This window comes from Allobosea sp. P4_E12 (assembly GCF_056401655.1).
Genome location: NZ_JBFUIY010000019.1, coordinates 40788 through 66082, shown reverse-complemented (window position 1 = coordinate 66082; position 25295 = coordinate 40788). Strand labels below are relative to the sequence as shown.

Below are 25295 nucleotides of genomic sequence, written 5' to 3'. Positions count from 1 at the left end.
CCTCGTCCTAACTGCTCAGGCAGCTGGGCTCAGGCGGCCTGCGAACTCGCCGTCGGCTTCACATTCTGGTTCATGCGAAACAGGTTCATCGGGTCGTAGCGCCGCTTCAGCTCGGCAAGGCGATGGTAACTGCCTCCGTAAGCCGCCTGGACGCGGTCCATCTCGTCTGCCGGCATGAAGTTGATATAGGCCGTTCCAGCTGAATACGGCCTTGCGGCATCAAAGAGCGCGCGCGCCCAGGCGATGCAGGCCTGATCCATGCCCTGTTCGCGCCAGCGCGCATGAACATTCATGACGAAATGGGAGCTGCGCTGCGGAAAGGCGGTCGCATCCGCCGCAACGCGGCCGGCCGCCCCACCGACATGGCCGATGAAGATCTCGCATTCCGGCCCCGGGAGGCGACGCACCGCGCCAATCAGGATCCTGATCGCCGCGTCCGAGAGCTCGGTGAAGTCGTGGCTCTTCCAGTAGTTGCGGGCACCGGCTGTGAGCAGAGGATCGAAAGCCTGTTGCCACGTCGCGAAAGGCGCCGGCCCCACCACGTCGACGATCGGTTTTCCGATGGAACGCAGCCTGGCGGTTGCCTTTTCGCCTTCGGCGATGTCGCCGCAATAGCACATCGCGAGCACCAGCACTTCCTTGCCATGCCACTCGGCCGGCAGGAACGGCAGGGGCGGCGCCTGCCGCATCACGACCCAACAGGTCAACTCGTCGGGCGCCACTTCGAGCGCCTGACGATATTCCTTCAGGACGGCCTCGGCATCATCGAAGGGATGCACGACAAGGCCAGCCAAAACCTGGGGGCCAAGCTTGTGAAGCCGAAATTCGAACGCGGTGGCCACCCCGAAATTTCCGCCGCCGCCGCGCAGGGCCCAGAACAGGTCCGGATTTTCCGACTGGCTAGCGCGCCTGAGCTCGCCGTCAGCCGTCACCACCTCGACCGACAGCAGGTTGTCCAGGGTAAGCCCGAACTTCCGCGTGATCCAGCCGAAGCCGCCGCCCAGCGTCAGGCCGGCAATGCCCGTGGTCGAATTGATGCCCGTCGGCACCGCCAATCCGAATTCCTGGGTTTCCCTGTCGACATCGGCCAGGGTAGCGCCCGGCTMGACCCAGGCGCGCTGCGATGCTTCGTCGACTCGGACCGATTTCATCGGTGACAGGTCGATCATCAGGCCGCCATCGCAGACGGCATTTCCGGCAATGCCGTGTCCGCCGCCACGCACAGAGAGCAATAGTCCGTTGTCACGCGCAAATCGCACAGCGCTGACGACATCGGCAGCCACCGCACAGCGTATGATCAGGCCAGGTCTGCGATCGACCATCCCATTCCAGATCGCGCGTGCATCGTCATATGCGGCATCAGTCTCGTCGAGCACGCTTCCGTGAAGCTGCGCGGCGAGCGCCTCGATGGCTGAGGCGCTGATGGATTTCGTTCCGGCCGCCAGTGTCGTGAGGCTCTGGGCTTGCATGATCGTTCCTCCCGAATGGGTCATGAACTCTCAGCCCCCCGCCACAAGAATTCTGCGCCTGCGCCGGGCCGCACTCAATGACGCAGATCACAGAAGCTCGGATTTCCACGCTTCAGCGGATGGAGCTTTGGAGCGGGCAGTCATGCGACGATGGTGTCTAGCGATGACCACAGGCAATGGCGCGGGATCCGACGGTTGGAGGTCGGATGGATGCAAGCCTGATCGGCAGCACATCACCTCAGGCGGAACGAGCTTCCTCCCGCGCATCGAGTTCCGCTGCCACGGCAGCGATGCCGCCGAAAGCGAAGCGCTGGAAATGGGCGACCATCTCGTCGACAGCGCCCCGGTCCGACGCCAGGTCGGGAAAGACCTGCGCGAGGACCTGGCGGTTGCCGACGAGCATCACCACGAAGGGGGCGATGACAGTGAGACAGCACCGGGCAACGACGGGGTGATCATGCGGCACTCCCAGGATTTCGCCGACGATCCCGGTGACGATGCGCTTCTTCGGGAGAATCTCGCGATCCCGCAGCACTGCGAAAGCGGGTGTTGGAGCCAGCACCTCACGGCTCAGGACCCGCAAGGACCAGCTCGAGGAGGCGGGCCCCATGATCGTGCGGACCACGAGACCAATGAGGGTGCGAAGCTTGTCCTCCGGAGTCCCTGGGGCTTCTGCCAGCTTGAGCAGCCGATCATAGGTCAGCAGGCGGCGATGCGCCTCGACCAACACCTCGGCATAGAGCCCGTCGATGCCGCCATAATAGTAATTCACGGCAGCAGAATTGCTGCCCGCCCGCTCGGCGATCTCCTTGCCGGTGGCGCGATCAAAGCCCTTTTCCGCAAAGACCTCTCCGGCCGCATCGAGAATCTGCGCCTTGGTGGCCGCACCGTCCTCGCGGCGACCGGGTCGTTTTTGAGGAATCGCTCGTTTCATGACCCGAGCTTAACGCCGATCAAGAATATTTGAAAGATAGAATTTAAATTCAGATTTGACATATTGCACCACGCGCCTATCCTTGAAGGCATGAGCAAGGCACCGCGCATACTGGCTGTCATCGCCCTCTTGGGGGCCGCAGGCGCCTGGTGGTTTAGCCACCGCCCCGCCGCGACATCCGAGTTGGTCCTCTACGGCAATGTCGATCTCAGGCAGGCCTCGCTGGCCTTCAACGGCAGCGAACGCATCGCCGCGATCCTTGTCGAGGAGGGCAATGTCGTTCGCAGCGGCCAGGTCCTTGCGAAGCTGGATACGAGCCGCCTGCAACCGCAGATCGACCAGATGGAAGCGATTGTCGGGGCCCAGAAGGCCGCACTCGATCGATTGCGCAACGGCTCTCGCCCCGAGGAGATCGCCCAGGCCCGCGCCAACCTGGAATCGGCCAGGGCGGATTCGGTCAACGCCGCCGCGCAATATGAGCGGCGGCGCGCCCTGTCCGCGAATGCCGTCAGCCAGCAGGACCTCGATGCCGCCAAGGCTCTTGCCGAGACCTCCAAGGCAAAGCTCGATGTCGCAAAGAGCGCCCTCGACCTTTCTCTCGCCGGCCCGCGCTCGGAGGACATCGCGCAGGCAGAGGCACAGCTCCGCGGCAACCAGGCGCAGCTTGCGCTCGCCCGGCGCCAATTGGTCGATGCGCAGCTGCTTGCTCCCTTCGACGGCGTGGTTCGCTCGCGGCTGATGGAACCCGGCGAGATGGCCTCGCCCAGCCGCCCGGTGCTTTCACTGGCCATGACCGGCACGAAATGGGTGCGGACCTATGTGGCTGAGCCGAAGCTCGGACAGGTCCGCTCTGGCATGCGGATGCAGGTCACCACGGACAGCTTTCCGAACCAGCCGCTCGAAGGCTGGATCGGCTTCATCTCACCCGTCGCCGAGTTCACCCCGAAAACGGTGCAGACCGAGGATCTGCGCACGAGCCTCGTCTACGAGATGCGTGTCTTCGTCGAGGACCCGCAGGACAGGCTGCGCCTCGGCATGCCAGCCACCATCAAGATGTTGCCGGGAGCCGAGGCTGCGGTCGCAAACAGCGCTGCTGTACCCGAGACCGGGAAGACCAAGCCATGACCCCCGCCGCGCCCGTCTCACCCGTCACGGCGCGGACCCTCCACAAGACGTTCCGCCGGGCCACCGGCGAAACCGTCAAGGCACTCGACGATGTCTCCTTCGAAGCCAGGGAAGGCACGCTGACCGCCCTCGTCGGCCCCGACGGTGCCGGCAAGACCACATTGCTACGGCTGATCGCCGGGTTGATGAAACCCGATGAGGGTATGCTCGACGTTCTCGGCATTGTCGTCGCTGACGATCCCCAGGCCGTACAGGACCGCATCGGCTACATGCCGCAGAAATTCGGGCTCTATGAGGATCTGAGCGTCCAGGAGAACCTCGATCTCTATGCCGATCTGCACGGCGTCGGTGCCGACCAACGCGAGCACATCTACCCTCGCCTCTTCGAGATGACCCAGCTCGGGCGTTTTCGCGAGCGGCTGGCCGGGAAGCTGTCCGGCGGCATGAAGCAGAAACTGGGGCTCGCCTGCACCCTCGTCCGTGCTCCCGAACTACTGCTGCTGGACGAGCCGACCGTCGGCGTCGACCCACTGTCGCGGCGCGAGCTCTGGGCGATCGTGCTCAAGCTGGTGCGCGAGGATGGGCTCACCGTCATCGTCAGCACCTCCTATCTCGACGAGGCCGAGCTCTGCGACCATGCAGTCGTCATGCATGCCGGAAAGGTGCTGTCGCAGGGCACGCCGAGCGAGATCACGGCGAAAGCTGAAGGCCGCACCTTCATCATCGAGACGCCCAAGGGAATGCCGGCACGTTCGCTGCAGGCACGCTTGTTTCAGCAGGACGGCGTCATCGATGCCGTGCCCGAAGCCGGGCAAGTCCGCGTCGTGCTCGCAGCTCCGAGCGAAACGGGCGCCCTGCCCCTCGGCGACGGCACGCTTCGGCATCGCCGCGTGCCGCCACGTTTCGAGGACGGGTTCATGGTGCTGTTTGCTGCCGTCGCCGAGCGCACACGCAGCAGTGCCATGACGCTCGACCAGCCCACCTCCCCGGGTTCCGGCGCCATGGCGGTCGAGGTGCGTGACCTCGTCCGCACCTTCGGCGATTTCACCGCTGTCGATCATGTCAGCTTCGAGGTTCGGAGCGGCGAGATCTACGGGCTTCTCGGCCCCAACGGCGCCGGCAAGAGCACCACGTTCCGGATGCTCTGCGGGCTGCTGCCAGCCTCGCACGGCACGCTGCGTGTCGCTGGCGCGGATTTGCGGACATCTCGTGCCGAGGCGCGGCGCAGGCTCGGCTACGTMGCCCAGAAATTCTCGCTCTACGGCCAGTTGAGCGTCGACGAGAATCTCGATTTCTTCGCCAGTGCCTATGGGCTGCGTGGGAGGCGCAAGGCGGACCGGATCACCTGGGCGAAGCAGCAATTCGAGCTCGATGCCTTCTCCCGGCTGCCGAGCGGGCAATTGCCGGGCGGCTTCAAGCAGCGCCTCGCGATGGGCACCGCCCTGCTGCACGAGCCGGACATCCTCTTCCTCGATGAGGCGACGAGCGGCGCCGATCCGATCGCGCGGCGCGAATTCTGGGGCCGGATCACGGCGCTCTCCGAGCAGGGCGTCACCGTGATCGTGACCACGCATTTCATGGAGGAAGCAGAATATTGCGACCGGATCATCATCCTCGATGCCGGACGCAGCCTGGCAGAAGGCACGCCGGCCGAGATCAGGGCCCATGCCACGGCCCAGGACGGACGCCAACCGACGATGGAAGATGCCTTCATCGCCATCGTCGAGACGTCGCGTGACGGGCGTGCCGAGCAGAGGCCCGCAGCATGACCGCCGTGACCTCACAGACCGGCGGAATGGCAAGGCTGCGCCGCATCGCGGCGCTGATCCGGAAGGAGGGCTGGCAGGTCGTGCGCGACCCGAGCAGCATCGCGATCGGCGTGATCATGCCGATGCTGCTGCTCGTGCTCTTCGGCTACGGGCTTTCCTTCGACGTCAAGAACGTCCCGGTCGCGATCGTCATGGAGGACATCTCGGCCGAGGCGCGCGGCGCGGCGTCGAGTTTCGAACTCTCCGACTATTTCAACGCGGTGCAGGTCAAGACCATGGCCGAGGCCGAGCGGATGATGCTCGACAAGCGCGTCCACGCCATTGTCCGCATACCGCCCGATTTCGCGCGCCGGATGGAGCAGGGCACGGCCGAGATCCAGGTGCTGGTCCATGGCACCGACGCCAATACCGCCCGCATCTCGCTCGGCTATGCTCAGGGTGCCGTTGCAACCTGGATGGCGCGCGAGGCCGCGATGGGCCGCATCATCGCCGGTCCGCCAGTCTCGATCGAGAGCCGGCTCTGGTTCAACGATGCCAATAACAGCAGCTACTTCCTGGTTCCCGGCCTGATCGTGCTGGTGATGACGCTGATCGGTGCGCTGCTGACCGCGCTTGTCGTTGCGCGGGAATGGGAGCGCGGAACCTTCGAGGCGCTGTTCGTCACGCCCGTGCGTCCCGGCGAGATCCTGCTTGGCAAGACCGTGCCCTATTTCATCCTCGGCATGATCGGGCTCGCCCTCTCGATCCTTGGTGCCAAGCTGCTCTTCGGCGTGCCGATCAGAGGCTCGCTCGGGCTGCTCGTTGCCGTGTCGATGCTCTATCTGATTGTCGCGCTCGGCATCGGCCTGTTGATCTCCTCACTGACCAAGAGCCAGTTCGTCGCGAGCCAGATCACGATCATCGCCACCTTTCTCCCGGCGATGATGCTGTCCGGCTTCATGTTCGACATCCGCAGCATGCCGGTCGCGATCCAGGTGATCACGCATATCTTCCCGGCGCGCTATTTCGTCAGCGTTCTGCAGACCCTGTTCCTCGCCGGGGACATCTGGCCGGTAATCCTGCCGAATGCTGCGGTGCTGGCCGTCATGGCCGCAGTGCTGATCGCGCTTGCGATACGCGCGACGCGCAAGACCATCGTGTGAGGTGGGCCATGCTCGACACGCTGCTGCGCATCCTCGCCCTAATCCGCAAGGAACTGCTCGCGATCCTGAAGGATCCGAAGAGCCGCATCTCCCTGATCGCCCCACCGGTCCTGCAGTGCCTGATCTTCGGCTATGCCGCGACCTATGACCTCAACAACGTGTCCTATGCACTGCTCGACCACGATCGAAGCGCCGTCTCGCGCGCACTGATCGCGCGCCTGGACGGTTCCGGCACCTTCACGCGGGTCGCCACGCTCGACGTCGAGCGCCAGATCGCCGACATCATCAACGACCAGCGCGCCTTGCTGGTGATCACCATTCCCTACGATTTCGAGCGCGGTCTGCAGGCGGGGACCGCGCCCGCCGTGCAAGTCATCGCCGACGGGCGCAACTCAAACACCGCGGGTACCGCCCAAACCTATGTCAGCCAGATCGTCACCGGCTTTGGAGCCGACTGGCAGAGTTCGCACGGCCAGCCCGGCCCACCCGTTCGCATGACCACACGGGCCTGGTACAACCCCACCCTCGAAACGCGCTGGTACATGGTTCCGGCCCTGATCGGCACCATCACCATGATGATGACGATGATGCTGACTGCGATGTCGGTGGCGCGAGAGCGCGAGGAAGGCACATTCGATCAGTTGCTGGTGACGCCGTTCCGGCCCTCGGAGATCATGGTCGGCAAGGCAGTCCCCGCCATGCTGATCGGGCTCACCCAGTCGACGCTGATTCTGCTGGTGGCGCAACTCTGGTTCCAGATCCCGTTCTCCGGCAGTTTTGCGATGCTCTATCTCGGCCTCTTCCTGTTCCTCTCGGCATCGGTCGGGATCGGCCTCTTCATCTCGTCCATCGCGGGCAATATGCAGCAGGCAATGATCGGCTCATTCGTGCTGCTGATGCCGTTCATGCTGCTCTCGGGCCTGACGGCGCCGATCGGCAACATGCCCGAGATCCTGCAGTACTTCACCCTGATCAACCCGCTGCGCTACGCCATCAGCATCACGCATCAAATCTATCTGGAGGGTGCCGGAATCAGGCAGCTCTTGCCGGAGATGCTGGCGCTCGTCGCCATTGCCGCCGTGACCCTGCCCTTCGCCGCCTGGATGTTCAGGAACAGGCTCACCTGAGCCGATGGCGCCAACCATCGGCCCGAAGAGCGGATTGCGATCGTCGGGGAAGCCGACGCGATCACAGAAGGCCAAGCCCTCCGGCAGGATACGATATCCGCTCTGCGGAACTAGCCGCCGGTGCGCAGCACGGAGAATTCCGCCCGCCGCCCCGGCGCGATCCGGCCATGGCTGGTGGATAGGCCGAGATAGGCCGCAGGCGTTGCGCTCGCCATCGCCAAGGCCTGCTCAAGCGTCGCGCCGCCGTGCCGATAGGCATTGAGAATCGCGGCATTCATGTCGAGATGAGCGCCTGCGAGGCGGCCCTCGGCATTGACGAGCCGGCCGCCGCTGACATGAATCGTCTCGCCGAAGAGTTCGAAGGCATCCCCGTCGGCGCCGATCGTCGCCATCGCGTCGGTGACAAGCATCATCCTGTCCGGCCCGATCGCGCGAAACGCAGCCTGAAAGGACGGCCAGGCGACATGGTGCCCGTCCGCGATGATGCCCGCGGTCAACCCCATGCCCGACATCACGGAACCGACCACGCCCGGCTCGCGCGAGCCGAGCTGCGACATGGCGTTGAACAAATGGGTGGCACCGCTCAGGCCCTCGGCATGGGCCGCCGCCATCTCAGCCGCGCTCGCGTTGGAATGGCCCGCGCAGACCTTGACGCCACGCGCGACCAGCGCGCGGATGAAGCCGGAAGGCACGCATTCGGGCGCGAGCGTCACCAGTGTCACGCCAGCGGCGCCGAGCGACGTCAACAGATCGACATCCTCCGGCTCGGGCCGCAGGAGATTGGCGACCAGATGCGCGCCACGACGTTCGGGATTGATGAAGGGGCCCTCGATGTGAATGCCGAGAACGCCCGGCACAGCGCGCGCAATCGCTTCGCGTGCGGCTGCGATGGCCTTCGCGATATCTGCCCTGCTGGCGCTGATGAGGGTCGGCAGCAGGAACCGCGTGCCGAAGCGGGCATGGGCAGCGCTGATCGCAGCTATGCCGTCGCAGCTCAGTGTATCGTTCAGCATGACGCCGCCACCGCCATTGACCTGAACATCGATGAAGCCCGGCGCGAGCACGCCGTCATCCGGCAGTTCCTCGATCACGCAGTGCGGCTGCGCGCTTGACGGCAGCATCTCGGTGACGATCCCATCCTCGGCGATGACGAGGCGATCCGGCCAGATCCGCTCGCCATCGAACAGGCGCCGCGCACGCCAGCCCTGCCGCCGCGCTGCCATCACAGCGTCTCCGTGACCTTGACCAACCCCGGTGGACGGTCGACATCGCGGCCAAGCCGCACCGCCTCGGCTTCCAGCGCGCGATAGACGGGCACCAGCAGCGCGATCGCGTCGAGCGCCGGGTCGCCCGCTGCCAGTCCCGGGAGTGTCGGCCGCAGTCCGCTTCCCGAGAAGATCGACGCCCCCTCGTGACGAAGCGTCGCCAGGGCCTCCTCGATGCTCTCCGAAACCTCACCACCGGCATTGAGGCCGAGGATCGGATGCTCGCTCCGGATCGCGGCCTTGGGTCCGTGCAGGACTTCCGCCGAGCTGAACGCCAGCACGGGCACGCCCAGGACCTCGGCCGCCTTGAGCGCGGCCTCGCGCGCTGGTCCCAGCGTCAGACCGCGCCCGATGACGAAACCCGCCGGTGCATCGGACAGCCGGCGCGCCCAGGCCGACCAGTCGAGGGTGAGCGCCTGGGCAAGACGTTCGGGAGCCGATTGCGCAGATGTCGCGAGCGCAGCGTCCCTGCTCAGACGCGCGACCAGCAGCATGCCGGCCAGCATCGTGTTCACAACGGTCTTTGTTGCGGCCACGGCGAGCTCGGGACCTGCCGCGATCGGGATGACATGGCGGCAGGCCCGAGCGGCAGGGGAATCGGGATCATTGACGATGGCGACCGTTTGCGCCCCGGCCTCTGTCGCCTGCTCGGCCGCCGCCACCAGATCGGGGCTGCGGCCAGACTGCGAGATCAGGATATAGAGCGCCTCCCTGAGACGCGGGCTTGCGCCATAGCGCGTCACCACCGAAGGGGCCGCCGCCGCAGAGCTCAAGCCCAGGCGGGTCTCGATGAGATAGCGCAGATGCGTGCCTGCATGGCCGGAACTGCCCCGGCCGCTGACGACGACATGGCTGACGCGCGACATCTGCAGCGCATCGGCGACGCGCGCAATCTCGCCTTGCCCCTCCTGCAGAAGCCGCGTCGCGGCCTCGGGGATTTCAGCGATCTCGGCTGACATGCGGGAGGGGTTTCGATCCTGCAGTGTCACGATTGCGGCCCCATCGCTTCGCCCTTCAAGGTCGCGACAAAATCATAGCGATCGCCGCGATAGGCGGAGAGCGTGAACTCGACCGGCTTGCCATTGCCGAGAAACGCACGGCGCTCGATCCTGAGCAGCGCGCTGCCTGCCGGAATGCCGAGATGCTTTGCCTCATCCGCCGTCGCGAGGCCGGCATGGATGCGCTGCACGCCATGGGCAGGTGCTGCCCCCCTCTGCGCGAGCGCGGCGTAGAGCGAGGTTTCGATCAGATCCGGCGACGGCAGGATGGTGGCGGGCACGACGGCGCATTCGATCGCCAGCGGCTCTCCATCCGCCGTTCTGACCCGGATCAACCGGACGACAGCGTCGCTCGGTCCGAGACCCAGCGCCATCGATTCCTGCGGCTTCGGCCGCGCCAGCTCCTTCGACAGCCAGATCGAGCCCGGCCGGCCGCCGCGGTTCTCGATATCGGTCGAGAAACTCGCCAGGACCGAGAGCGGCTGCTCCATACGCGAGGCGACGAAGGTGCCCGAGCCATGCCGTCGCGACAACGCGCCGCTGCGAATGAGCTCGTCGATGGCATTGCGCACGGTGACCCGGGCATAGCCGGTCAGCTGGGCGAGGTCGCGCTCGGAGGGAACGGCATCGCCGGGAAGGAAGACCTCGGTCTCGATCAGCCGGGACAGAGCGCCGGCGAGCCTGAGATAACGTGGCGTCGGGTCGTCTCCGGCGAGCGCCTGAAGGATCGCCTGCTGCTTGGCCGGCATCGCTTCGGGGGCAGCGTCGGACGCGCCCTCGCGCGGACGCCGCGGACCGCGCCCGGGTGAGGTTTCGCTCACCGGGCCGCCCTTGGAGGCGCCTTGGCCGGGCCGTTCGTCCCGACGCCGAGATCGAACAGGGCCAGGCGCAGATTGCCATGATGGCGAGCGAGCAAGCTCTCGGCCAAGGCAGCCTCGGCGCCGCTTGCAAGCAGCACGGCGCGCTTCACATCGCCGCCGGCGCGGTCGAGATGGCGGGCGGCGGCCTCCATGCCGCATCCGGTGATCATCTCGACCATCTGCGCCGCCCGCAGCCGGAGCTTGGCATTGGTCGCGCGCATATGGACCATCAGGCCGCGATAGACCCGGCCGAGACGAATCATCAGCAGCGTCGAGAACAGGTTGAGCACGATCTTCTGGGCGGTTCCGGCCTTCATCCGGGTGGAGCCGGCAACGACCTCTTCCCCGGTTTCGGTGAGGATGCCGAGATCCGCCGTGCGCAGCAGTGCCGAGCCGCGGTTATTGGCGACGCCGATGGTCAGGGCGCCACGCGCCTTGGCTTCCCCGATGGCGGCGAGCGTGTAAGGCGTGCGGCCGCTGGCAGCGAGACCGATCACGACGTCGTTCGGCCCGACATCGGTGCGGCGCATCGCGCCCGCGCCGTCATCAACCGAATCCTCGGCATTCTCGACGGCGTGGAGGATCGCCTCGTCGCCGCCAGCGATGGCGAAGGCCAACCGCTCTTCCGGCCAGTCGAAGGTCGGGGTCAGTTCCGCGCCGTCCTGCACGCCGATGCGGCCCGAGGTGCCGGCACCTGCATAGATCAGGCGGCCACCGGCCTCGAGGCGCGGCACGGCCGCGGCAACGGCTTCCGCAATCGCCGGCAAGGACGACGCGATGGTGGCGACCGCTGCAAGCTGGCCTTCGTAAAGCGCCTTGAGGATGTCGAGGTCGCCCCAGGCATCAAGTTCTCGAAAGCGCGCGCTGACGTCTTCAGTCGCCATGGATAGCCCCTCGTGACCAGACCAAAATAAGTCCACTTTAGCCCAGTAGCAAGCGAGGAACCGACAGGGAAGAGTTGTTTCGTCTGGAAGGCATGCGGCCTCGACCAGCGTCCCTCGTTTTGCTCGGTTGTCGGACCAACCACGCCGACCCGATTCTCGCTTCACGGCAAGGCAAGCCAGCCGATCGCGCCGCGGCGGGCCAATTCATCATTGGGCTGCGCCGCCAAAGGTCGGATTGCGGATGCTGCGATGCGGGGCCCGGCGCTGGCTGCCCGAAGCGCGCCGCCGACGCGAAGACTAGCTCGGCAGGTTGAGCCGCCCGCCGGTCAGCGGTTCCGGCACGCCGGTCGTGCCGGGCAGGCTGAGCGGCAGGCCCTTGACCGAGCGGATCGCGAGATAACCGAAGGTCTGCGCCTCGATGACATCGCCAGCCCAGCCAGCAGCCTCTACGGGCTCGACCGGCACACCGAGGCGCTCATGCAGCCTCGCCATGAAATGACTGTTCAGGCGACCGCCGCCCGTGACCAGCCAGCGCCTCGGCGCCTTCGGCACATGACGCAGCGCGGCGACCACGCTTTCCACCGTAAAGGCGGCGAGGGTTGCGGCGCCATCGGCGTCGGAGAGAGCTTCCACGCCCTTGGCGCGGCGATGAAAATCATTGCGGTCCAGAGATTTCGGCGCTGGGCGTTCGAAAAACGGATTCGCCATGAAATCTGCCACGAGGTCCTCACGCATCTGCCCGCTCGCCGCCAGTGCCCCGCCGGCATCGTATTCACGGCCCAACCGCCGCAAGACGAAATCGTCAAGGATCGCGCTGGCCGGACCGGTGTCGAACGCGATCACGTCGTCGCCGTCGATATAGGTGACATTGCCGACGCCACCGAGGTTCAGCACCATCACGGGCTGCTCCAGCCCCTGCGCCAGCGCACGGTGATAGAGCGGCGCGAAGGGAGCCCCCTCGCCGCCCGCCGCAACGTCGGCGTAGCGGAAGCGATCGACGGTCGGGACGCCAAGCGCTCTTGCAACCGCCGGCCCGTCGATGAGCTGGCGGGTGAAGCGGATTTCCGGCCGGTGGTAGACGGTCTGGCCATGCAGGCCGACGAGGTCGATGCTCTGCGGATCGAGCGCCTGTTCGGCCATGAAGCGCCTGACCGCATCGAGATGGGCGGCGGTGACAGCCGCCTCCAGCTCGAGCAGCGGTTCCTTGACCGCTCGTTCGGCCTCGGCAATCAGAGCCTGAAGTTCACGCCGCGTCTGTGCCGGATAAGGGTAGGAAGCGCCGGCGCCGAAGCGGAGCGTCTCGCGGCCATCGCTCTCGACGATGGAGACGTCGATCGCGTCCATCGACGTGCCGCTGATCACGCCGATCGCGGTCAGTGTCTGCTTGGCCAGATCGCGCATCTTCCGTTCCCTAATGCCCATGGCAAGCTTCAAGGCTTGCACTGGCTCTAGGCGATCGGCTAAGCGTTGTCCAGATTGGTCCCTAAGTGGTCCATATGCGAAACTGATCGCACGAGCGCCCGAGAATGCGCCGTCTGCCGGGAGGGATGGGCCATGTATCGCGCCATGAAGCAGGGTTCGGGACGATGCCGCGCGCTGCGCAGCAGCATCGCTGCCACGGCCTTCGCGTTGATCGCCGGTGCTGCGTCCGCCCAGGTGCTCGAGGTCGCCGTCGAGGCTTCTCCCGCAGGGCTCGATCCCCATATCGTCACAGCCTTCGCCTCGTCGCAGCTCGTGCTCGGCCCGATCTATGAAGGACTGACCGCGCTCGACAAGGACCTCAACATCATCCCCGGCCTGGCCGAGTCCTGGACCGCGTCCGCCGACGGCAAGACCGTGACCTTCAAGCTCCGCTCCGGCGTGACCTTCCATGACGGCAAGCCGATGGAAGCGGAAGACGCCGCCTCGTCCTTGCGGCGGGTGCTCTCGAAGGATGTCGGCTCGCCGCTCGCGAGCCGCCTCGGAGCGCTGGAAAGCGCAACGGCCGTCGACGCGACCACGCTCAAGCTCAAGCTCAAGGAGCCGTCGGCCCCGCTGCTCGCATCATTGACCGGCATCGCGATCGTCCCACGCGGGCTCGAGGGCAACAAGGACGCGCTGCAGCGCGCGCCGATGGGCACCGGCCCGTTCAAGTTCGAGGAATGGCAGCCGAACGGCTTCATCCGACTCGCCAAGCATGCCGGCTACTGGAATGCGGCCGAGGTGAAGCTTGCAGGCGTCAAGTTCAACTTCGTTCCCGAAGCGGCCACGCGCCAGGTCGGAATCGGCAATGGCCAGTTCGCGCTGCTGCCGCATATCGATGCAGCCACCGCGCTTCAGCTCAAGGGCAAGCCCAATGTGGCGATCCGCGAGACGATGGAGCTCGCCTACACGCTGATCGGCATGAACGTCTCCAAGCCGCCCTTCGACAATCCGAAGGTGCGCGAGGCGCTGAACTACGCCCTGAACCGCAAGGAGATCATCGACGCAGCGCTGTTCGGCAGCGGTGCACCGGCTGCCCCGCTGCCTCCCGTGCTGAAGGACTGGGCGGTCGATGTGAAGGACCTGCCCTGCTACACGCATGATCCGGCCAAGGCCCAGGCACTGCTCAAGGAAGCCGGCATCGCCACGCCGATCTCGGTCAGCATGACGGTCCTGCCGCGGCAGGACATCCGCGACATCGCCCAGGTCGTGCAGCAGCAGCTCGGCAAGGCCGGCTTCAAGGTGGAGCTGAAGAACCCCGAGCTAGGCCAGTTCGTACAGGACTGGCGCAACTCGAATTTCGACCTCTTCGCCTCGACCAATGCCGGCAGCATCGAGCCCGACGACTATTTCTACCGCGCGTTCCGCACGGGAGGATCGACCAACGTCTTCAAGTACAGCAACCCCGAGCTCGATGCGCTGCTCGACAAGGGCCGCGCGACACTCGACAAGCCAGCGCGGCAGGCGGCGTATCGCGACGCGCAAAAGATCCTCGGTTGCTCGGGCCCGGCGGCCCATATCGCCTATCCCACCCTGTTCAGCGCCGTGCGCGGCAACCTGCAGGGCTATGACATCTACGCCAACCGCTCGCTGGTCTCGCTCGGCCGCGCCAGCCTGCGCTGATCCGGCACGGTCGAGGCATGCTCCGCCATCTGCTCCAGCGCTGCCTCGACCTCGCGATCGTGCTCTTCGGAATCTCCGTGATCGTCTTCATGATGATCCGGCTGATCCCGGGCGATGCGGTCGCGATCATGCTCGGCGCCAATACCGAAGTGACGCCGGAACGCGTTGCGGCGATGCGCAGCGAACTCGGGCTCGACCGGCCGCTGCTCGAGCAATATCTGAGCTGGCTCGGGCGAGCGCTCCACGGTGACTTCGGCACCTCGATCTGGACCGGCCGGCCGGTGCTCCAGGAAATCACGGCCCAGATCTGGCCGACCCTGCAGCTCACCGTGCTGGCGCTCGTCATCGGCGCCGGCCTCGCTGTGCCCGTCGGTTGCCTGATGGCGCATTGGCGCGGCGGACGGGCTGATCTCGTCCTGCGCATCGGCGCGATCGCGGGGCTCACCATCCCGTCCTTCTGGCTCGGCATCGTCATGCTGATCACCGTGGCAAGCCTGGCCCCAAGCTTCGCCTCGCTCGGCTATGTCCCGTTCAGCGAGGACCCGCTCGGTAACCTGCAGCGGCTGCTGCTGCCGGCGATCGCGCTGGCATTGCCGATCCTTGCCAATCTGTCGCGCCTTGTCCGCACAGCGATGCTCGACGCGCTCAGCCAGGACTATATCCGCACGGCCCGCGCCAAGGGGCTTTCGGAGACCGCGGTGCTCTACCGGCATGCGCTCCGCAACGCGCTCATTCCCTTCGTCACCAGCGTCGGCATCATGACGGGCTATCTGCTTGGGGGCGCGATCGTGGTCGAGCAGGTCTTCTCGATTCCGGGCCTCGGGCGGCTGATCCTCGGCGGCATCGCCGAGCGGAACTACCCGCTGGTCCAGGCCACCATCCTCATCGTCACCGTCGGCTTCGTGCTGGTGAACGCCCTGGTCGATCTCGCCTATGCGCTGATCGACCCAAGGCTCAGGACTACGTGATGAGCCAGAGCCGCCGTATCGCCATCGCAGCGGGCATCATCGTCACGCTGCAGATCGTGCTGGCGCTCGCCGCCCCCCTGATTGCGCCCTATGACCCGCTCGCCCAGGACATCGTCGCCCGCCTGAAGGGGCCGAGCCTCGCGCATTGGCTTGGCACCGATCATCTCGGCCGCGATATCCTGGCGCGCATCCTCTATGGCTACCGCACCGCCCTGATCGCCTGCGGCATCGCCGTCGGCCTCGCGCTGCTCGTCGGGGGCGGCCTCGGCCTCCTCGCAGCCTTCTATCGCAGCTGGTGCGAGCGCATCGTGATGCGGCTGATGGACATTCTCTTCGCCTTTCCCGTGATGCTGCTCGCCATCGGCATCATCGCCATGCTCGGGCCGCGAACGGAAAGCGCCGCCATCGCGATTGCGGTCGTCTATGTGCCGATCTTCGCACGACTGATCCGTGGCCCGGCCCTCGTTCTGGTCGAGAGCGACTTCGTCGCCGGCATCCGCTCGATCGGCGCCTCGGACCTGCGCATCATGCTGCGCCATATCCTGCCCAATCTGGCCTCCGTGATCCTGGTCCAGACCTCGTTGCTGCTGTCGGCCGCCATCCTGGTCGAGGCCTCGCTCTCCTTCCTCGGCCTCGGTACCCAGCCGCCGACGCCCTCGCTCGGGCTGATGCTGGCGGAAGGGCGCAATTTCGTGCTGCTCTCGCCCTGGAACGCGATCTTCGCCGGGCTCGGCATCCTCTTCCTCTCGCTCGGCTTCAACCTGCTCGGCGACGCGCTCCGCGATGAACTCGATCCCCGTCTGCGGGGCCGGTCGTGATCATCCGCAAGGCAGAGCCTGGCGATATCGCTCCGGCGGCAGCCATCCTTGCGCAAGCCTATCAGACCAGCTTCCGTCCCATCATCGGCGATGCGGCGTCGACCTATGACGTTGCGCATTTCGAGGCCCGGTTCGAACGGGACCTGGAGCATCTCACAGTCCTGGACGATGGCGGCGTCAGAGGCGTCCTGCTGCTGCTCGACGGTCATGTCATCATGCTTTTCGTGGCCGAGACCGGCCGCCGCCATGGAGCAGCCCTGCTCTCCCATGCCGAGGCGAATGGCGCCTGCTCGCTCGAGGTCTTCGCGGCCAATATGGGCGCGCGACGCTTCTATGAGCGGGCTGGCTGGCATCGAGCCAGCGAGTACAGCCGCGATTTCGCCGGCGCGGAGCACCGCTTCCTGCGCTATGAGAAGTCCCCCGAACGCGCGCAAGAGGCCCCCTGATGGACAAGCTCCTGATCCGCGGCGGCCAGCGGCTGTCCGGAACCGTCGATATCCGCGGCGCCAAGAATGCCGCCTTGCCTGCCTTTGCAGCCGCGCTCCTCTCCGACAAGCCACTGACCCTGCGCAACCTGCCTGATGTGGTCGATATCGGGACAATGCAGGCCCTGCTGGAAGGGTACGGCGTCAGCTTCTCCGGGCGCGCGGCGGATGCGCTGACGCTCAACGCCAGCGAAGCCGCGCCGCGGGATGCGAGCTATGACATCGTCCGCAAGATGCGCGCGACCATTCTGGTGCTGGGGCCGCTCATCGCCCGCTTCGGCCATGCCCGCGTCTCCCTGCCCGGCGGCTGCGCGATCGGCGCACGCCCGGTCGACCTTCACCTGAAGGCGCTTGAGGCCCTCGGCGCCGAAATCAGCGTCGCCGGCGGCTATATCGAGGCAAATGCTCCCGCCGGTCTGCGCGGCGCGCGCATCGTCTTTCCCTTCTCCTCGGTCGGAGCCACCGAAACCGCCTTGCTGGCGGCGGGCCTTGCCAGCGGCGAAACCGAGATCGTCAACGCGGCGAAGGAACCGGAGGTCCTCGACCTCGCCCGCTGCCTCGTCGCAATGGGCGTCAGGATCGAGGGTATCGGCAGCCATCGCCTGCAGGTCCAGGGCGCCCAGAGCTTCAGGCCAGCGACATATGAGATCGTCGCCGACCGCATCGAGGCAGGCACCTATGCGGTTGCGGCCGCGATCACCGGCGGCGAACTCGAACTGGTCGGCGCACGGCTCGAACATCTCGCAGCCGTCGGCGAAGCGCTCGAAGCCGCCGGCGTCAGACTCTGGCCGACCGATCGCGGGCTGATGGTGTCGCGGCCAGGCCGTCTCACCGGCATCGACATCATGACCCAGGCCTATCCCGGGTTCTCGACCGATCTGCAGGCGCAGTTCATGGCGCTGATGAGCGTGGCGGACGGTACCTCGCTGATCCGCGAAACGGTGTTCGAGAACCGCTTCATGCATGTCCCGGAGCTGGTCCGGCTCGGCGCCGACATCACGCTGAAGGGTACCAGCGCCATGGTGCGCGGCGTCGAAGCGCTCAAGGCGGCGCCGGTCATGGCGACCGACCTGCGCGCCTCGGTCAGCCTCGTGCTCGCAGGGCTCGCTGCCGAGGGCGAGACCGTGGTCAGCCGCATCTACCATCTCGACCGCGGCTATGAGGCTCTCGACCGCAAGCTCAGGCGCTGCGGCGCCGATATCGAACGGGTCGGCGCATGAGCGCTGTGGCCGATCTGTATCTTGGTGTCGATGGCGGCGGCACTGGCTGCCGCTGCCGGCTCGAGACCGCCCAGGGAGAGGTGCTCGGCTCGGGCATCGCGGGGCCGGCCTCGCTCCGTCTCGGTCTGGAGGCCTCGCTTGCCGCGGTGATGCAGGCAGCGCGCGGCGCGATGAGCGAGGCTGGCCTCAGCGAGGATCAGTTCAGTCGGGTCCGCGCCGGAATCTGCCTTGCCGGCATCGGCCGCAAGGGCATGCAGGAGGAGCTTGCAGGCTGGACAAGCCCCTTCGCCGTCACAGTCTTCGAGAGCGATGGGCTCGGCGCCTGCCTTGGCGCTCATGCCGGTGAGGACGGTGGGATCATCATCATCGGCACCGGCTCGATCGGCCTCGCCCGCGTCGACGGACGCGAGATTCGGATTGGCGGCTACGGCTTCCCGGTTGGTGACGAGGGCAGCGGCGCCGATCTCGGCCTTGCCGCCATTCGCGTCTCGCTGCGTGCCCATGACGGCCGGGAGCCGCAAACGCGCTTCACGACGGACGTCCTGGCCAGGTTCCAGGGCGATCCGTTCGAGGTCATCGCCTGGATGGACAAGGCCCACGCCACGGATTACGCGACGCTCGCGCCCCTGGTGCTGCGCCATGCGGACCTCGGCGACTCGCATGCCCGGGCCATCATGCAGAATGGCGCGGCCCTGATCGACGCCATGGTGCGCACCTTGTTCGAGCGCGAGGTGCCACGCGTTGCGCTGATCGGCGGCCTGTCCTCCGCGATGGAGGCCTGGCTTGCGCCCGATGTCAGGCGCAGGCTCTCCGCCGTCAGAGGCGATGCGATTGCAGGCGCGCTATCGCTGGTGCGGAGGCATCACGCGCCGGGCTGAGGCCCGTCATAGCCCCCGATGATGACGAGGTCGGACTGACCCGCCTGCGCCAGATGCTTGGTCGCCTCCTGGTATTCAGGCGACTCGTAGCAGGCGCGCGCCGTTGCCTCGTCCTTGAACTCGATGACGACGTTGTGCTTGCGTCCCTCGCCGCGCGCGAGTTTGTACTCGCCGCCACGCACCAGGAACTTCGCGCCGAATTTGGCGAAGGCGATGGCATTCAGGGTGCGATACCTGGCGTATGCCTCCGGATCCTCGACATCGACGCGGGCGACCCAATATCCCTTCGCCATGGCTCAGAGCCCTTCCACGACAACGAGATCGATCTCGCCAGCGCCTTCGCGCTCCTTGCGGGCCGCAGCATATTCCGGCGAATTCGCATAGGCCTTGGCCGTCTCGAAATCCTTGAATTCGATGACGACGTTGCGGGCCCGGCCCTCGCCTTCGGCCACCGTCATCTGGCCGCCACGCACGATCGGCGTACCGCCATACTGCTTGATCACCTCGGAGGCCTTGGCGGCGTAGACCGCCCAGAGCGTCGCGTTGGAGACCATGGCGCGACCGATGACATATCCCTTGGGCATTTCCAGCTTCCGTTCTTTGGTTGAAACCTGATCCGGCCAGACTACGAAGCCGCGGCGATCTCGTCCATGATCGCGGCAGCCGCCGCACGCGGGTCAGCCGCGCGGATAATGGGGCGCCCGATGACGAGATAGTCGGCGCCGACGCGGATCGCCTCGCCGGGCGTCAGGGTCCGCTTCTGGTCGCCGGCGGCACTTCCCGCGGGGCGAATGCCGGGCGTCACGATGACCATGTCGGGACCAATGATGTCGCGCACGATCTCGGTCTCGGCGGCGGAGCAGACGATACCGTCGATGCCCGCGCTGCGGGCCTGCTGGGCACGCAGGCGCACGAGATCGCGCACGGCGAGGCCGTAGCCGGCATCGCGCAGATCGCCATCATCGTAGGAGGTGAGCGCGGTGACGGCGAGCAGCTTCAGATCGGAGTCGGCCCGCCCCTCGACCGCTCCGCGCATGGTCTGCGGATAGGCGTGGACGGTGAGGAAGGTGACGCCGAGCTTGGTCAGGGAATCGACCCCCTCGGTGACCGTGTTGCCGATGTCGTGCAGCTTGAGGTCGAGAAAGACCTTCTTGCCCTCCGAGATCAGCTGACGGGACAGGTCGAGCCCGCCGGCAAAGGCGAGGCGGTAGCCGATCTTGTAGAAACTCGCCCCATCGCCCAGTTCGGACACGATGCGGTAGGCGTCCCAGATCGTCGGCACGTCGAGCGCCACGATCATGCGGTCACGAAGATCGTTGATCTTGGCGGTCATAACGCTGCGAACTCCTCAATCGATTGCCAGCCGTGCTGCACGATTCGCGTCGTTACGTCGAATGCGAAGAGATTGCCACCGCCTGCGGGCTGATCGCGCAGGCGCTTGATCGGCCAGCCAGACGTAGCGCAGAGCAGCAAGGTGCCGACCCCGCCATGGCCGACGAGCAGAATGTCGCCATCCCCCGCCGCGGCCAGTACGGCTTCTGTTTCCCGAACGATCCGCAACTGCGCATCGAGCGCACGCTCCCAGCCGCGAACGCTCAGCTCGGGATTGGCGAAGAACTCGTCGGCCACCTTCTCGAATTCCGACGGCGGCAGGAAACCCGTGGCCGACCGATCGTTCTCGTGCATGGCCTCGCGGATCTTGACGGTGAGGCCGAGCTGCTCCGCGACGCATTCGGCCGTCTCGATCGCCTTGCGCTCGGCCGACGAGACGACGAGCCGGGTTCCGACGAGCCCAGGCGCAGCCGCAAAGGCCTGGGCCCGTGCCCGGCCGATATCCGACAGCCCCCAATCGGGCACAGGCACGGCTGGATCAATCTTGACCTGGGGGTGGCTGAGATAGCGGACGACACCCATCACATCGGACCTTCGCACATGAACATCACTTCAAAGCCAGCACGAACATGATGGCGATCAGCGCAATCAGCAGATTCATCATCCAGCGATTGAGCACGGTCATCTGGCGCAGCTTGCGGAACTCGATACCGTCCTCCGGGTCTTCACCCGCAGCTCCAGTGGGATGGACAGCAAGCACCGGATGCGGCTCTTCCTGCCTGCGCCCGCGCTGAGACCAGCTCAGGCTCTGCACCAGCCCCTTGGCACTGCCACTCGTGCGACCGTCCGCCTCGATACCGAGATACCAGGTCACAGGGCCGCCGGCCGGCGGATCGCGATCGGCATCGCTGATCCAGAGATTGGTCGCCGCCGAGATCGAGATGGCATCGACCAGGCCCGCCTGCAGATCGCTCTTCAATTCGGCATAGACCGGTGCGGAGACGAAAAGATCGGCCGAAAAGGCCCCGGCATGCGGAGCATCCGCTTCGTCGTCAAAACCCAGCCTGAGCAGCATCTTGCCTTCGCCGGTTTCAGGAAGGGCCCGTATGCTCAGCGCGACGTGCTGAGCACGGTCCGCAAATCCGGCACGCCCGAGCCAATCGCGCCCCAGGGAGCCAAATCCGCGAAGTCTAGCAGCGGAACCGAGCGAACCGTTCTGGCTGGCATAGCCTGAGACCACATCGAGCGGCCCCGTTTCAAGAAGGAGGTGCCGGGCCGGGCTCTGTACGAACGCATTGCGCTCGCCCTCGATCGTCAATCGGCCGTCCGCAGTCGTAACGGCCCGTGTCGTCGCGTCCGATCTCATCTCGACTCTGCCCCCCGCCGGCCCCTTCTAGACCAGCGCGGAGGCAAACGAAAACCGGAGATATTCTCGCTCACGCCGTCTCGCGCGCAAGCTGGGCAAAGACCTTGGTCCAGACATCCGGCGTCTGCGCGCCCGAAACCGCGAGCTTGCCGTCGACAATGAAGAAAGGCACCCCGGTCACCCCGACCTTCTGGGCGTGGGCCTCGAGGCCGATGATCGTCTCACGCAATTCATCATTGGTGAGTTCGTCGCGAGCCGCATTTTCCTCGAACCCGAGTTCGGTCGCGATCGCCACCAGCGTCTCCAGATCGCCGATATCTCGCCCGTCCTGGAAATAGGCCTTGAACAGGGCTGCCTTCATCTCACTGCCGCGCTGCACGGTGGACGCGGCCGCGATCAGCATATGGGCCATACGGGTGTTGGGCGTACGCATGACCTTCGACCAGTTGAACGTCACACCACTTTCGAGTGCCGCTTCCGAGAGCCTGATCTCGATTTCCTTGCGCTTGCCGGGCCCGAACTTGGCATCGAGATAGCTCGCCCGGTCCGCACCTTCCGCAGGCATGTCCGGATTGAGTTCATAGGGCAGCCAGGTGATGGCGACGCGGTCGGTCAGGCCGTGATTGGCCAGCGCCGTCTCGAGCCGCGCCTTGCCGATGAAGCACCACGGGCAGACCACATCCGACACGATGGCGATGGGCATTTTCTCTTGCATGATCGCTCCTTGGCGATGCGCCGCGCTGGTACTCAAGCTGGCGGGTAGGAATGCTGCGTACCGAAACGGTCTTCAGCCTGCGCCTCGGCGCCCGGCATCTCGCAGCCCGAAAGGAAGGATGGACCGACCGGAATCTTGCCGGCCCCTCCGGGAATATCGAGGATATAGGTCGGCTGGCACAGGCCCGAAAGATGGCCTCGCAGGCTTTTGACGAGCGCTTGTCCCTCCGCCAGAGACAGCCGGAAATGGGAGGTGCCCGGTGCGAGATCCGGATGGTGCAGGTAATAGGGCTTCACCCGGTTCTCGACGAAGGCGCGCATGAGCGCAGCCAAGGTCTCGATATCGGCATTGACACCCTTGAGCAGCACGCTCTGGCTGAGCAGGACATGGCCGGCATCGGCGAGGCGCGCGATCGCGGTACGCGCCGCCGGCGTGAATTCGCGCGGATGGTTGGCATGAATGGCGATGTAGCTCGCCTTGCCGGGCACGCGCAGGGCGCGGGCGTAATCGGCCGTGATCCGCTCGGGGTCGACCACCGGCACCCGCGTGTGCCAGCGCGTCACCTTGATATGCGGGATCGCCGCCAGCCGCTTGGCGACCTCGCGCACGCGGCGCGCCGAGAGGATGAACGGGTCGCCCCCCGTCATGATGACTTCCCAGATCTCCGGCCGCGACGCGAGATAGGCCAGCGCCGCGTCGAGCTTCTCTCCGGCAAGCGAGGCGCCACCGGGGCCGACCATCTCGCGCCGGAAGCAGAAGCGGCAATAGACCGGGCAAGCATGGACGAGCTTCAGCAGCGCGCGGTCGGGATAGCGATGAACCACCCCCTCGACCGGCGAATGCGCGTCGTCTCCGATCGGGTCGGCCATTTCCTGCGGCATGGTCAGCAGTTCCGCCGCATCGGGGATGAACTGGCGCGCGATCGGATCGGCCGCATCGGACGGGTCGATCAATGCCGCGATCGCGGGAGTGACGGAAACGGCGTAACGTTCGGCAACCGCATCCAGCGCCTCACGCCGCGCCGGCACGACAAGCCCCCGCGCCACAAGCGCGTCGATGCTGCGAAGAGGGGTATGGGCGGTCATCGGCGTGTCCTGCCCGCTTCGGCTACCGGCGTCCAGAGCACGTCCTCGATCCGGCGCGCACCGGTGCAGAGCATCACCAGCCGATCGAAGCCGAGCGCGATGCCGGAGGCCGGAGGCATCGCATCCAGCGCTGTGAGGAAATCCTCATCGAGCGGGTAGCGTTCGCCGTAGATGCGCTGCTTCTCGTCCATGTCCGCCTCGAACCGCCGACGCTGTTCGGCCGGGTCCGTCAGTTCGCCAAAGGCATTCGCAAGCTCGACACCACAGGCATAGAGCTCGAAACGCTCGGCGACACGCGGATCGTCCGGCTTCGGCCGCGCCAGGGCCGCCTCCGAGATCGGGTATTCGCAAAGGATGGTGGCGCAACCGCGACCAAGATGCGGCTCGATCTTCTCCGAGAGAACCCGGCTGAAAATGTCAGACCAGCTGTCGTCCCCAGCAAGCCGGATATTGGCAGCCAGCGCAGCTGCGGCGAGAGCCTCTCGATCGGTCGCCCCGTTCTCCGCGATGGTCGCGAGCAGCTCGATGCCGGCATGTCGGACAAAGGCATCATGCAGGGTCAGGCGCTCGGGTTCGGCGAAAGGATCGGCGACCAGCCCCCGCCAGTGCAGCTGACTTGCGCCAGCGGTGCGGGCCGCCTCGGCCAGCAGAGCCGCGGCATCGGCCATCAGCGCGTCGTAATCCTCGCCGGCGCGGTACCATTCCAGCATGGTGAATTCGGGATGGTGCAGCGCCGTGCGTTCGCGATTGCGGAACACCCGGGCGAAATCGAAGATACGGCTTTCGCCGGCCGCCAGCAGCTTCTTGGCCGCGAATTCCGGGGACGTGTGCAGGTAATAGGGATGCACGCCCTCGGCATCGTCGATCAGCGCGGTCGCGAAGCCGTGCAGATGTGTCTCGTTGCCCGGCGAGACCTGCAGGATCGCCGCCTCGACCTCGATGAAGTCGCGCGCCTCGAACCAGCGTCTCAGCGCTGCCTTGATGCGTCCGCGCGCCAGCAATGCGGGCCGGCGGTCGGCATGAATGTCCCGCCGCCACCAGGGCGGATGTCCCTCGACCATCGAACCTCGGTTAAGAATCTCTGCAAGCTTCCGTTTCGCCCGCGAATGCGGTAGTTCCGCGGCGACGAAATCCGCATAGCGCGCGCGCTCGATGCGCACCAGCAAGGAAACTCACGTGGTCAAGGTCATCGCCAGCTCCGTTCGCAAGGGCAACGTTCTCGAACTCGACGGGCATCTCTGCTCCGTCATCTCGGCTGAGAGCTTCTTTCCCGGCAAGGGCACCCCGACGACGCAGATCGACATGCGCCGCATCTCCGACGGCGTGAAGATGACGCAGCGCTACAAGACGACCGAGCAGGTCGAGCGCGCCTATGTCGAAGACCGGGATTTCACCTATCTCTACCAGGACGGCGAACAGTACGTCTTCATGAACCCCGAGACCTTCGACCAGATCCATGTCGACAACTCCGTGGTCGGCGACACGGCGCCCTATCTGCAGGAAGGCATGAAGGTCTCTCTCTCGGTCTTCGAGGACAAGGCTGTCGCAATCGAGCTGCCGCAGCGCGTCACGGTCGAGGTTGCCGAGACCGAGCCGGTGACCAAGGGTCAGACTGCCTCGTCCTCCTACAAGCCCGCGATCCTGACCAACGGCGTGCGCACCGCCGTGCCGCCCCACATCGGACCCGGCACCCGCATCGTCGTGATGACGGCTGACGGCTCCTATGTCGAGCGCGCCAAGGACTGATGCAGCCCTGCCCCTGTCATCGACG

At 66.0% G+C, this 25295-nt stretch carries 26 protein-coding genes; 11 read left to right on the top strand and 15 right to left on the bottom strand.

Translation table 11 applies throughout. The features are described 5' to 3' along the window. Positions 1-29 precede the first annotated feature (29 nt). Positions 30-1469 (bottom strand): FAD-binding oxidoreductase, encoded by a 1440-nt coding sequence (locus AC1DW9_RS23140; RefSeq protein ID WP_476855191.1) that lies wholly within the window; start codon positions 1467-1469, stop codon positions 30-32. 238 nt (positions 1470-1707) lie between these two features. After that, entirely contained in the window at positions 1708-2403 is a 696-nt protein-coding gene (locus tag AC1DW9_RS23135; RefSeq protein WP_441490178.1) for a CerR family C-terminal domain-containing protein, read from the bottom strand. A 90-nt stretch (positions 2404-2493) separates the two neighbouring features. Between AC1DW9_RS23135 and AC1DW9_RS23130 the strand changes: the two genes are divergently transcribed. The 4 genes from AC1DW9_RS23130 to AC1DW9_RS23115 are packed head-to-tail and all read left to right on the top strand — an operon-like array spanning position 2494 to position 7566. After that, the gene (locus tag AC1DW9_RS23130) at positions 2494-3528 is read left to right on the top strand and encodes an HlyD family secretion protein (RefSeq protein WP_441490179.1); all 1035 of its coding nucleotides are present in this window, start codon (positions 2494-2496) and stop codon (positions 3526-3528) included. Then, positions 3525-5297 (top strand): ATP-binding cassette domain-containing protein, encoded by a 1773-nt coding sequence (locus tag AC1DW9_RS23125; RefSeq protein WP_441507252.1) that lies wholly within the window; start codon positions 3525-3527, stop codon positions 5295-5297. The genes AC1DW9_RS23130 and AC1DW9_RS23125 overlap by 4 nt, the downstream gene beginning before the upstream one ends. Next, the gene (locus tag AC1DW9_RS23120; RefSeq protein WP_441490181.1) at positions 5294-6439 is read left to right on the top strand and encodes an ABC transporter permease; all 1146 of its coding nucleotides are present in this window, start codon (positions 5294-5296) and stop codon (positions 6437-6439) included. Before AC1DW9_RS23125 ends, AC1DW9_RS23120 begins: the two co-directional genes overlap by 4 nt. Before the next feature lie 8 nt (positions 6440-6447). After that, positions 6448-7566 carry an ABC transporter permease gene (locus tag AC1DW9_RS23115; protein WP_441507253.1) on the top strand — a complete coding sequence of 373 codons (1119 nt, stop codon included), beginning with the start codon at positions 6448-6450 and terminating at the stop codon, positions 7564-7566. Positions 7567-7676: 110 nt separating this feature from the next. Here the strand turns inward: AC1DW9_RS23115 and nagA are convergent, their stop codons facing one another. The 5 genes from nagA to AC1DW9_RS23090 form a co-directional block, all read right to left on the bottom strand. Beyond that, on the bottom strand, positions 7677-8789 hold the full coding sequence (gene nagA, locus AC1DW9_RS23110; protein WP_441507254.1) for an N-acetylglucosamine-6-phosphate deacetylase: 1113 nt from the start codon (positions 8787-8789) through the stop codon (positions 7677-7679). Continuing rightward, on the bottom strand, positions 8789-9790 hold the full coding sequence (locus AC1DW9_RS23105; protein ID WP_441507255.1) for an SIS domain-containing protein: 1002 nt from the start codon (positions 9788-9790) through the stop codon (positions 8789-8791). The genes nagA and AC1DW9_RS23105 overlap by 1 nt, the downstream gene beginning before the upstream one ends. A 26-nt stretch (positions 9791-9816) precedes the next feature. Continuing rightward, the gene (locus AC1DW9_RS23100; RefSeq protein ID WP_441507256.1) at positions 9817-10650 is read right to left on the bottom strand and encodes a GntR family transcriptional regulator; all 834 of its coding nucleotides are present in this window, start codon (positions 10648-10650) and stop codon (positions 9817-9819) included. After that, positions 10647-11573, bottom strand: a complete 927-nt coding sequence (locus tag AC1DW9_RS23095) for an N-acetylmuramic acid 6-phosphate etherase (protein WP_441507257.1) — start codon at positions 11571-11573, stop codon at positions 10647-10649. The genes AC1DW9_RS23100 and AC1DW9_RS23095 overlap by 4 nt, the downstream gene beginning before the upstream one ends. 297 nt (positions 11574-11870) lie before the next feature. Beyond that, positions 11871-12974 carry an anhydro-N-acetylmuramic acid kinase gene (locus AC1DW9_RS23090; protein WP_476767798.1) on the bottom strand — a complete coding sequence of 368 codons (1104 nt, stop codon included), beginning with the start codon at positions 12972-12974 and terminating at the stop codon, positions 11871-11873. Positions 12975-13127: 153 nt separating this feature from the next. Here AC1DW9_RS23090 and AC1DW9_RS23085 point away from each other — a divergent pair, with 153 nt between their 5' ends. Genes AC1DW9_RS23085 through AC1DW9_RS23060 form a run of 6 tightly spaced genes read left to right on the top strand, consistent with a single transcriptional unit; the run spans position 13128 to position 19026 of the window. Next, complete coding sequence (locus tag AC1DW9_RS23085) at positions 13128-14657, top strand: ABC transporter substrate-binding protein (RefSeq protein ID WP_441507259.1); 1530 nt, start codon at positions 13128-13130, stop codon at positions 14655-14657. A gap of 17 nt (positions 14658-14674) precedes the next feature. Further along, positions 14675-15625, top strand: a complete 951-nt coding sequence (locus tag AC1DW9_RS23080; RefSeq protein WP_441507260.1) for an ABC transporter permease — start codon at positions 14675-14677, stop codon at positions 15623-15625. Further along, the gene (locus AC1DW9_RS23075; RefSeq protein WP_441507261.1) at positions 15625-16443 is read left to right on the top strand and encodes an ABC transporter permease; all 819 of its coding nucleotides are present in this window, start codon (positions 15625-15627) and stop codon (positions 16441-16443) included. The genes AC1DW9_RS23080 and AC1DW9_RS23075 overlap by 1 nt, the downstream gene beginning before the upstream one ends. After that, the gene (locus AC1DW9_RS23070; RefSeq protein ID WP_476767800.1) at positions 16440-16889 is read left to right on the top strand and encodes a GNAT family N-acetyltransferase; all 450 of its coding nucleotides are present in this window, start codon (positions 16440-16442) and stop codon (positions 16887-16889) included. Before AC1DW9_RS23075 ends, AC1DW9_RS23070 begins: the two co-directional genes overlap by 4 nt. Beyond that, positions 16889-18148, top strand: a complete 1260-nt coding sequence (gene murA, locus AC1DW9_RS23065) for a UDP-N-acetylglucosamine 1-carboxyvinyltransferase (RefSeq protein ID WP_441507263.1) — start codon at positions 16889-16891, stop codon at positions 18146-18148. Before AC1DW9_RS23070 ends, murA begins: the two co-directional genes overlap by 1 nt. Further along, positions 18145-19026 carry a glucosamine kinase nucleotide-binding domain-containing protein gene (locus AC1DW9_RS23060; protein WP_441490193.1) on the top strand — a complete coding sequence of 294 codons (882 nt, stop codon included), beginning with the start codon at positions 18145-18147 and terminating at the stop codon, positions 19024-19026. The genes murA and AC1DW9_RS23060 overlap by 4 nt, the downstream gene beginning before the upstream one ends. Here the strand turns inward: AC1DW9_RS23060 and AC1DW9_RS23055 are convergent. From AC1DW9_RS23055 to epmA, 8 genes are all read right to left on the bottom strand, one after another. Then, a complete protein-coding gene (locus tag AC1DW9_RS23055) occupies positions 19011-19319 on the bottom strand; it encodes a DUF1330 domain-containing protein (protein WP_441490194.1) in 309 nt (102 codons plus the stop codon). The genes AC1DW9_RS23060 and AC1DW9_RS23055 overlap by 16 nt on opposite strands. Positions 19320-19322: 3 nt before the next feature. Then, complete coding sequence (locus tag AC1DW9_RS23050) at positions 19323-19610, bottom strand: DUF1330 domain-containing protein (RefSeq protein WP_069877716.1); 288 nt, start codon at positions 19608-19610, stop codon at positions 19323-19325. 41 nt (positions 19611-19651) lie between these two features. Beyond that, positions 19652-20359, bottom strand: coding sequence for an orotidine-5'-phosphate decarboxylase (gene pyrF, locus AC1DW9_RS23045; protein ID WP_441490195.1), 708 nt, complete (start codon positions 20357-20359; stop codon positions 19652-19654). Beyond that, positions 20356-20940 carry a histidine phosphatase family protein gene (locus tag AC1DW9_RS23040; protein ID WP_441507301.1) on the bottom strand — a complete coding sequence of 195 codons (585 nt, stop codon included), beginning with the start codon at positions 20938-20940 and terminating at the stop codon, positions 20356-20358. The genes pyrF and AC1DW9_RS23040 overlap by 4 nt, the downstream gene beginning before the upstream one ends. 25 nt (positions 20941-20965) lie before the next feature. After that, complete coding sequence (locus AC1DW9_RS23035; RefSeq protein WP_441507264.1) at positions 20966-21724, bottom strand: hypothetical protein; 759 nt, start codon at positions 21722-21724, stop codon at positions 20966-20968. 70 nt (positions 21725-21794) lie between these two features. Then, positions 21795-22439 (bottom strand): DsbA family oxidoreductase, encoded by a 645-nt coding sequence (locus AC1DW9_RS23030; protein WP_441507265.1) that lies wholly within the window; start codon positions 22437-22439, stop codon positions 21795-21797. Between the two features lie 32 nt (positions 22440-22471). Further along, positions 22472-23524 (bottom strand): lysine-2,3-aminomutase-like protein, encoded by a 1053-nt coding sequence (locus tag AC1DW9_RS23025; RefSeq protein ID WP_441507266.1) that lies wholly within the window; start codon positions 23522-23524, stop codon positions 22472-22474. Beyond that, the gene (gene epmA / locus AC1DW9_RS23020; RefSeq protein WP_441507267.1) at positions 23521-24585 is read right to left on the bottom strand and encodes an EF-P lysine aminoacylase EpmA; all 1065 of its coding nucleotides are present in this window, start codon (positions 24583-24585) and stop codon (positions 23521-23523) included. The genes AC1DW9_RS23025 and epmA overlap by 4 nt, the downstream gene beginning before the upstream one ends. A 91-nt stretch (positions 24586-24676) precedes the next feature. Between epmA and efp the strand changes: the two genes are divergently transcribed. Further along, positions 24677-25270 carry an elongation factor P gene (efp, locus tag AC1DW9_RS23015; RefSeq protein WP_441490200.1) on the top strand — a complete coding sequence of 198 codons (594 nt, stop codon included), beginning with the start codon at positions 24677-24679 and terminating at the stop codon, positions 25268-25270. The last annotated feature ends 25 nt before the right edge of the window (positions 25271-25295 follow it).

What these genes read in the sequence shown, in the direction of transcription:
- AC1DW9_RS23025 (WP_441507266.1), bottom strand. Translation starts at nt 23,524, where the DNA reads ATGACCGCCCATACCCCTCTTCGCAGCATCGACGCGCTTGTGGCGCGG.
- AC1DW9_RS23090 (WP_476767798.1), bottom strand. Translation starts at nt 12,974, where the DNA reads ATGCGCGATCTGGCCAAGCAGACACTGACCGCGATCGGCGTGATCAGC.
- AC1DW9_RS23030 (WP_441507265.1), bottom strand. Translation starts at nt 22,439, where the DNA reads ATGCAAGAGAAAATGCCCATCGCCATCGTGTCGGATGTGGTCTGCCCG.
- AC1DW9_RS23080 (WP_441507260.1), top strand. Translation starts at nt 14,675, where the DNA reads ATGCTCCGCCATCTGCTCCAGCGCTGCCTCGACCTCGCGATCGTGCTC.
- AC1DW9_RS23135 (WP_441490178.1), bottom strand. Translation starts at nt 2,403, where the DNA reads ATGAAACGAGCGATTCCTCAAAAACGACCCGGTCGCCGCGAGGACGGT.
- AC1DW9_RS23075 (WP_441507261.1), top strand. Translation starts at nt 15,625, where the DNA reads ATGAGCCAGAGCCGCCGTATCGCCATCGCAGCGGGCATCATCGTCACG.
- AC1DW9_RS23040 (WP_441507301.1), bottom strand. Translation starts at nt 20,940, where the DNA reads ATGGGTGTCGTCCGCTATCTCAGCCACCCCCAGGTCAAGATTGATCCA.
- AC1DW9_RS23035 (WP_441507264.1), bottom strand. Translation starts at nt 21,724, where the DNA reads ATGAGATCGGACGCGACGACACGGGCCGTTACGACTGCGGACGGCCGA.
- murA (WP_441507263.1), top strand. Translation starts at nt 16,889, where the DNA reads ATGGACAAGCTCCTGATCCGCGGCGGCCAGCGGCTGTCCGGAACCGTC.
- AC1DW9_RS23050 (WP_069877716.1), bottom strand. Translation starts at nt 19,610, where the DNA reads ATGCCCAAGGGATATGTCATCGGTCGCGCCATGGTCTCCAACGCGACG.
- AC1DW9_RS23060 (WP_441490193.1), top strand. Translation starts at nt 18,145, where the DNA reads ATGAGCGCTGTGGCCGATCTGTATCTTGGTGTCGATGGCGGCGGCACT.
- AC1DW9_RS23055 (WP_441490194.1), bottom strand. Translation starts at nt 19,319, where the DNA reads ATGGCGAAGGGATATTGGGTCGCCCGCGTCGATGTCGAGGATCCGGAG.
- pyrF (WP_441490195.1), bottom strand. Translation starts at nt 20,359, where the DNA reads ATGACCGCCAAGATCAACGATCTTCGTGACCGCATGATCGTGGCGCTC.
- epmA (WP_441507267.1), bottom strand. Translation starts at nt 24,585, where the DNA reads ATGGTCGAGGGACATCCGCCCTGGTGGCGGCGGGACATTCATGCCGAC.
- AC1DW9_RS23085 (WP_441507259.1), top strand. Translation starts at nt 13,128, where the DNA reads ATGTATCGCGCCATGAAGCAGGGTTCGGGACGATGCCGCGCGCTGCGC.
- nagA (WP_441507254.1), bottom strand. Translation starts at nt 8,789, where the DNA reads ATGGCAGCGCGGCGGCAGGGCTGGCGTGCGCGGCGCCTGTTCGATGGC.
- AC1DW9_RS23115 (WP_441507253.1), top strand. Translation starts at nt 6,448, where the DNA reads ATGCTCGACACGCTGCTGCGCATCCTCGCCCTAATCCGCAAGGAACTG.
- AC1DW9_RS23130 (WP_441490179.1), top strand. Translation starts at nt 2,494, where the DNA reads ATGAGCAAGGCACCGCGCATACTGGCTGTCATCGCCCTCTTGGGGGCC.
- AC1DW9_RS23105 (WP_441507255.1), bottom strand. Translation starts at nt 9,790, where the DNA reads ATGTCAGCCGAGATCGCTGAAATCCCCGAGGCCGCGACGCGGCTTCTG.
- AC1DW9_RS23120 (WP_441490181.1), top strand. Translation starts at nt 5,294, where the DNA reads ATGACCGCCGTGACCTCACAGACCGGCGGAATGGCAAGGCTGCGCCGC.
- efp (WP_441490200.1), top strand. Translation starts at nt 24,677, where the DNA reads ATGCGCACCAGCAAGGAAACTCACGTGGTCAAGGTCATCGCCAGCTCC.
- AC1DW9_RS23095 (WP_441507257.1), bottom strand. Translation starts at nt 11,573, where the DNA reads ATGGCGACTGAAGACGTCAGCGCGCGCTTTCGAGAACTTGATGCCTGG.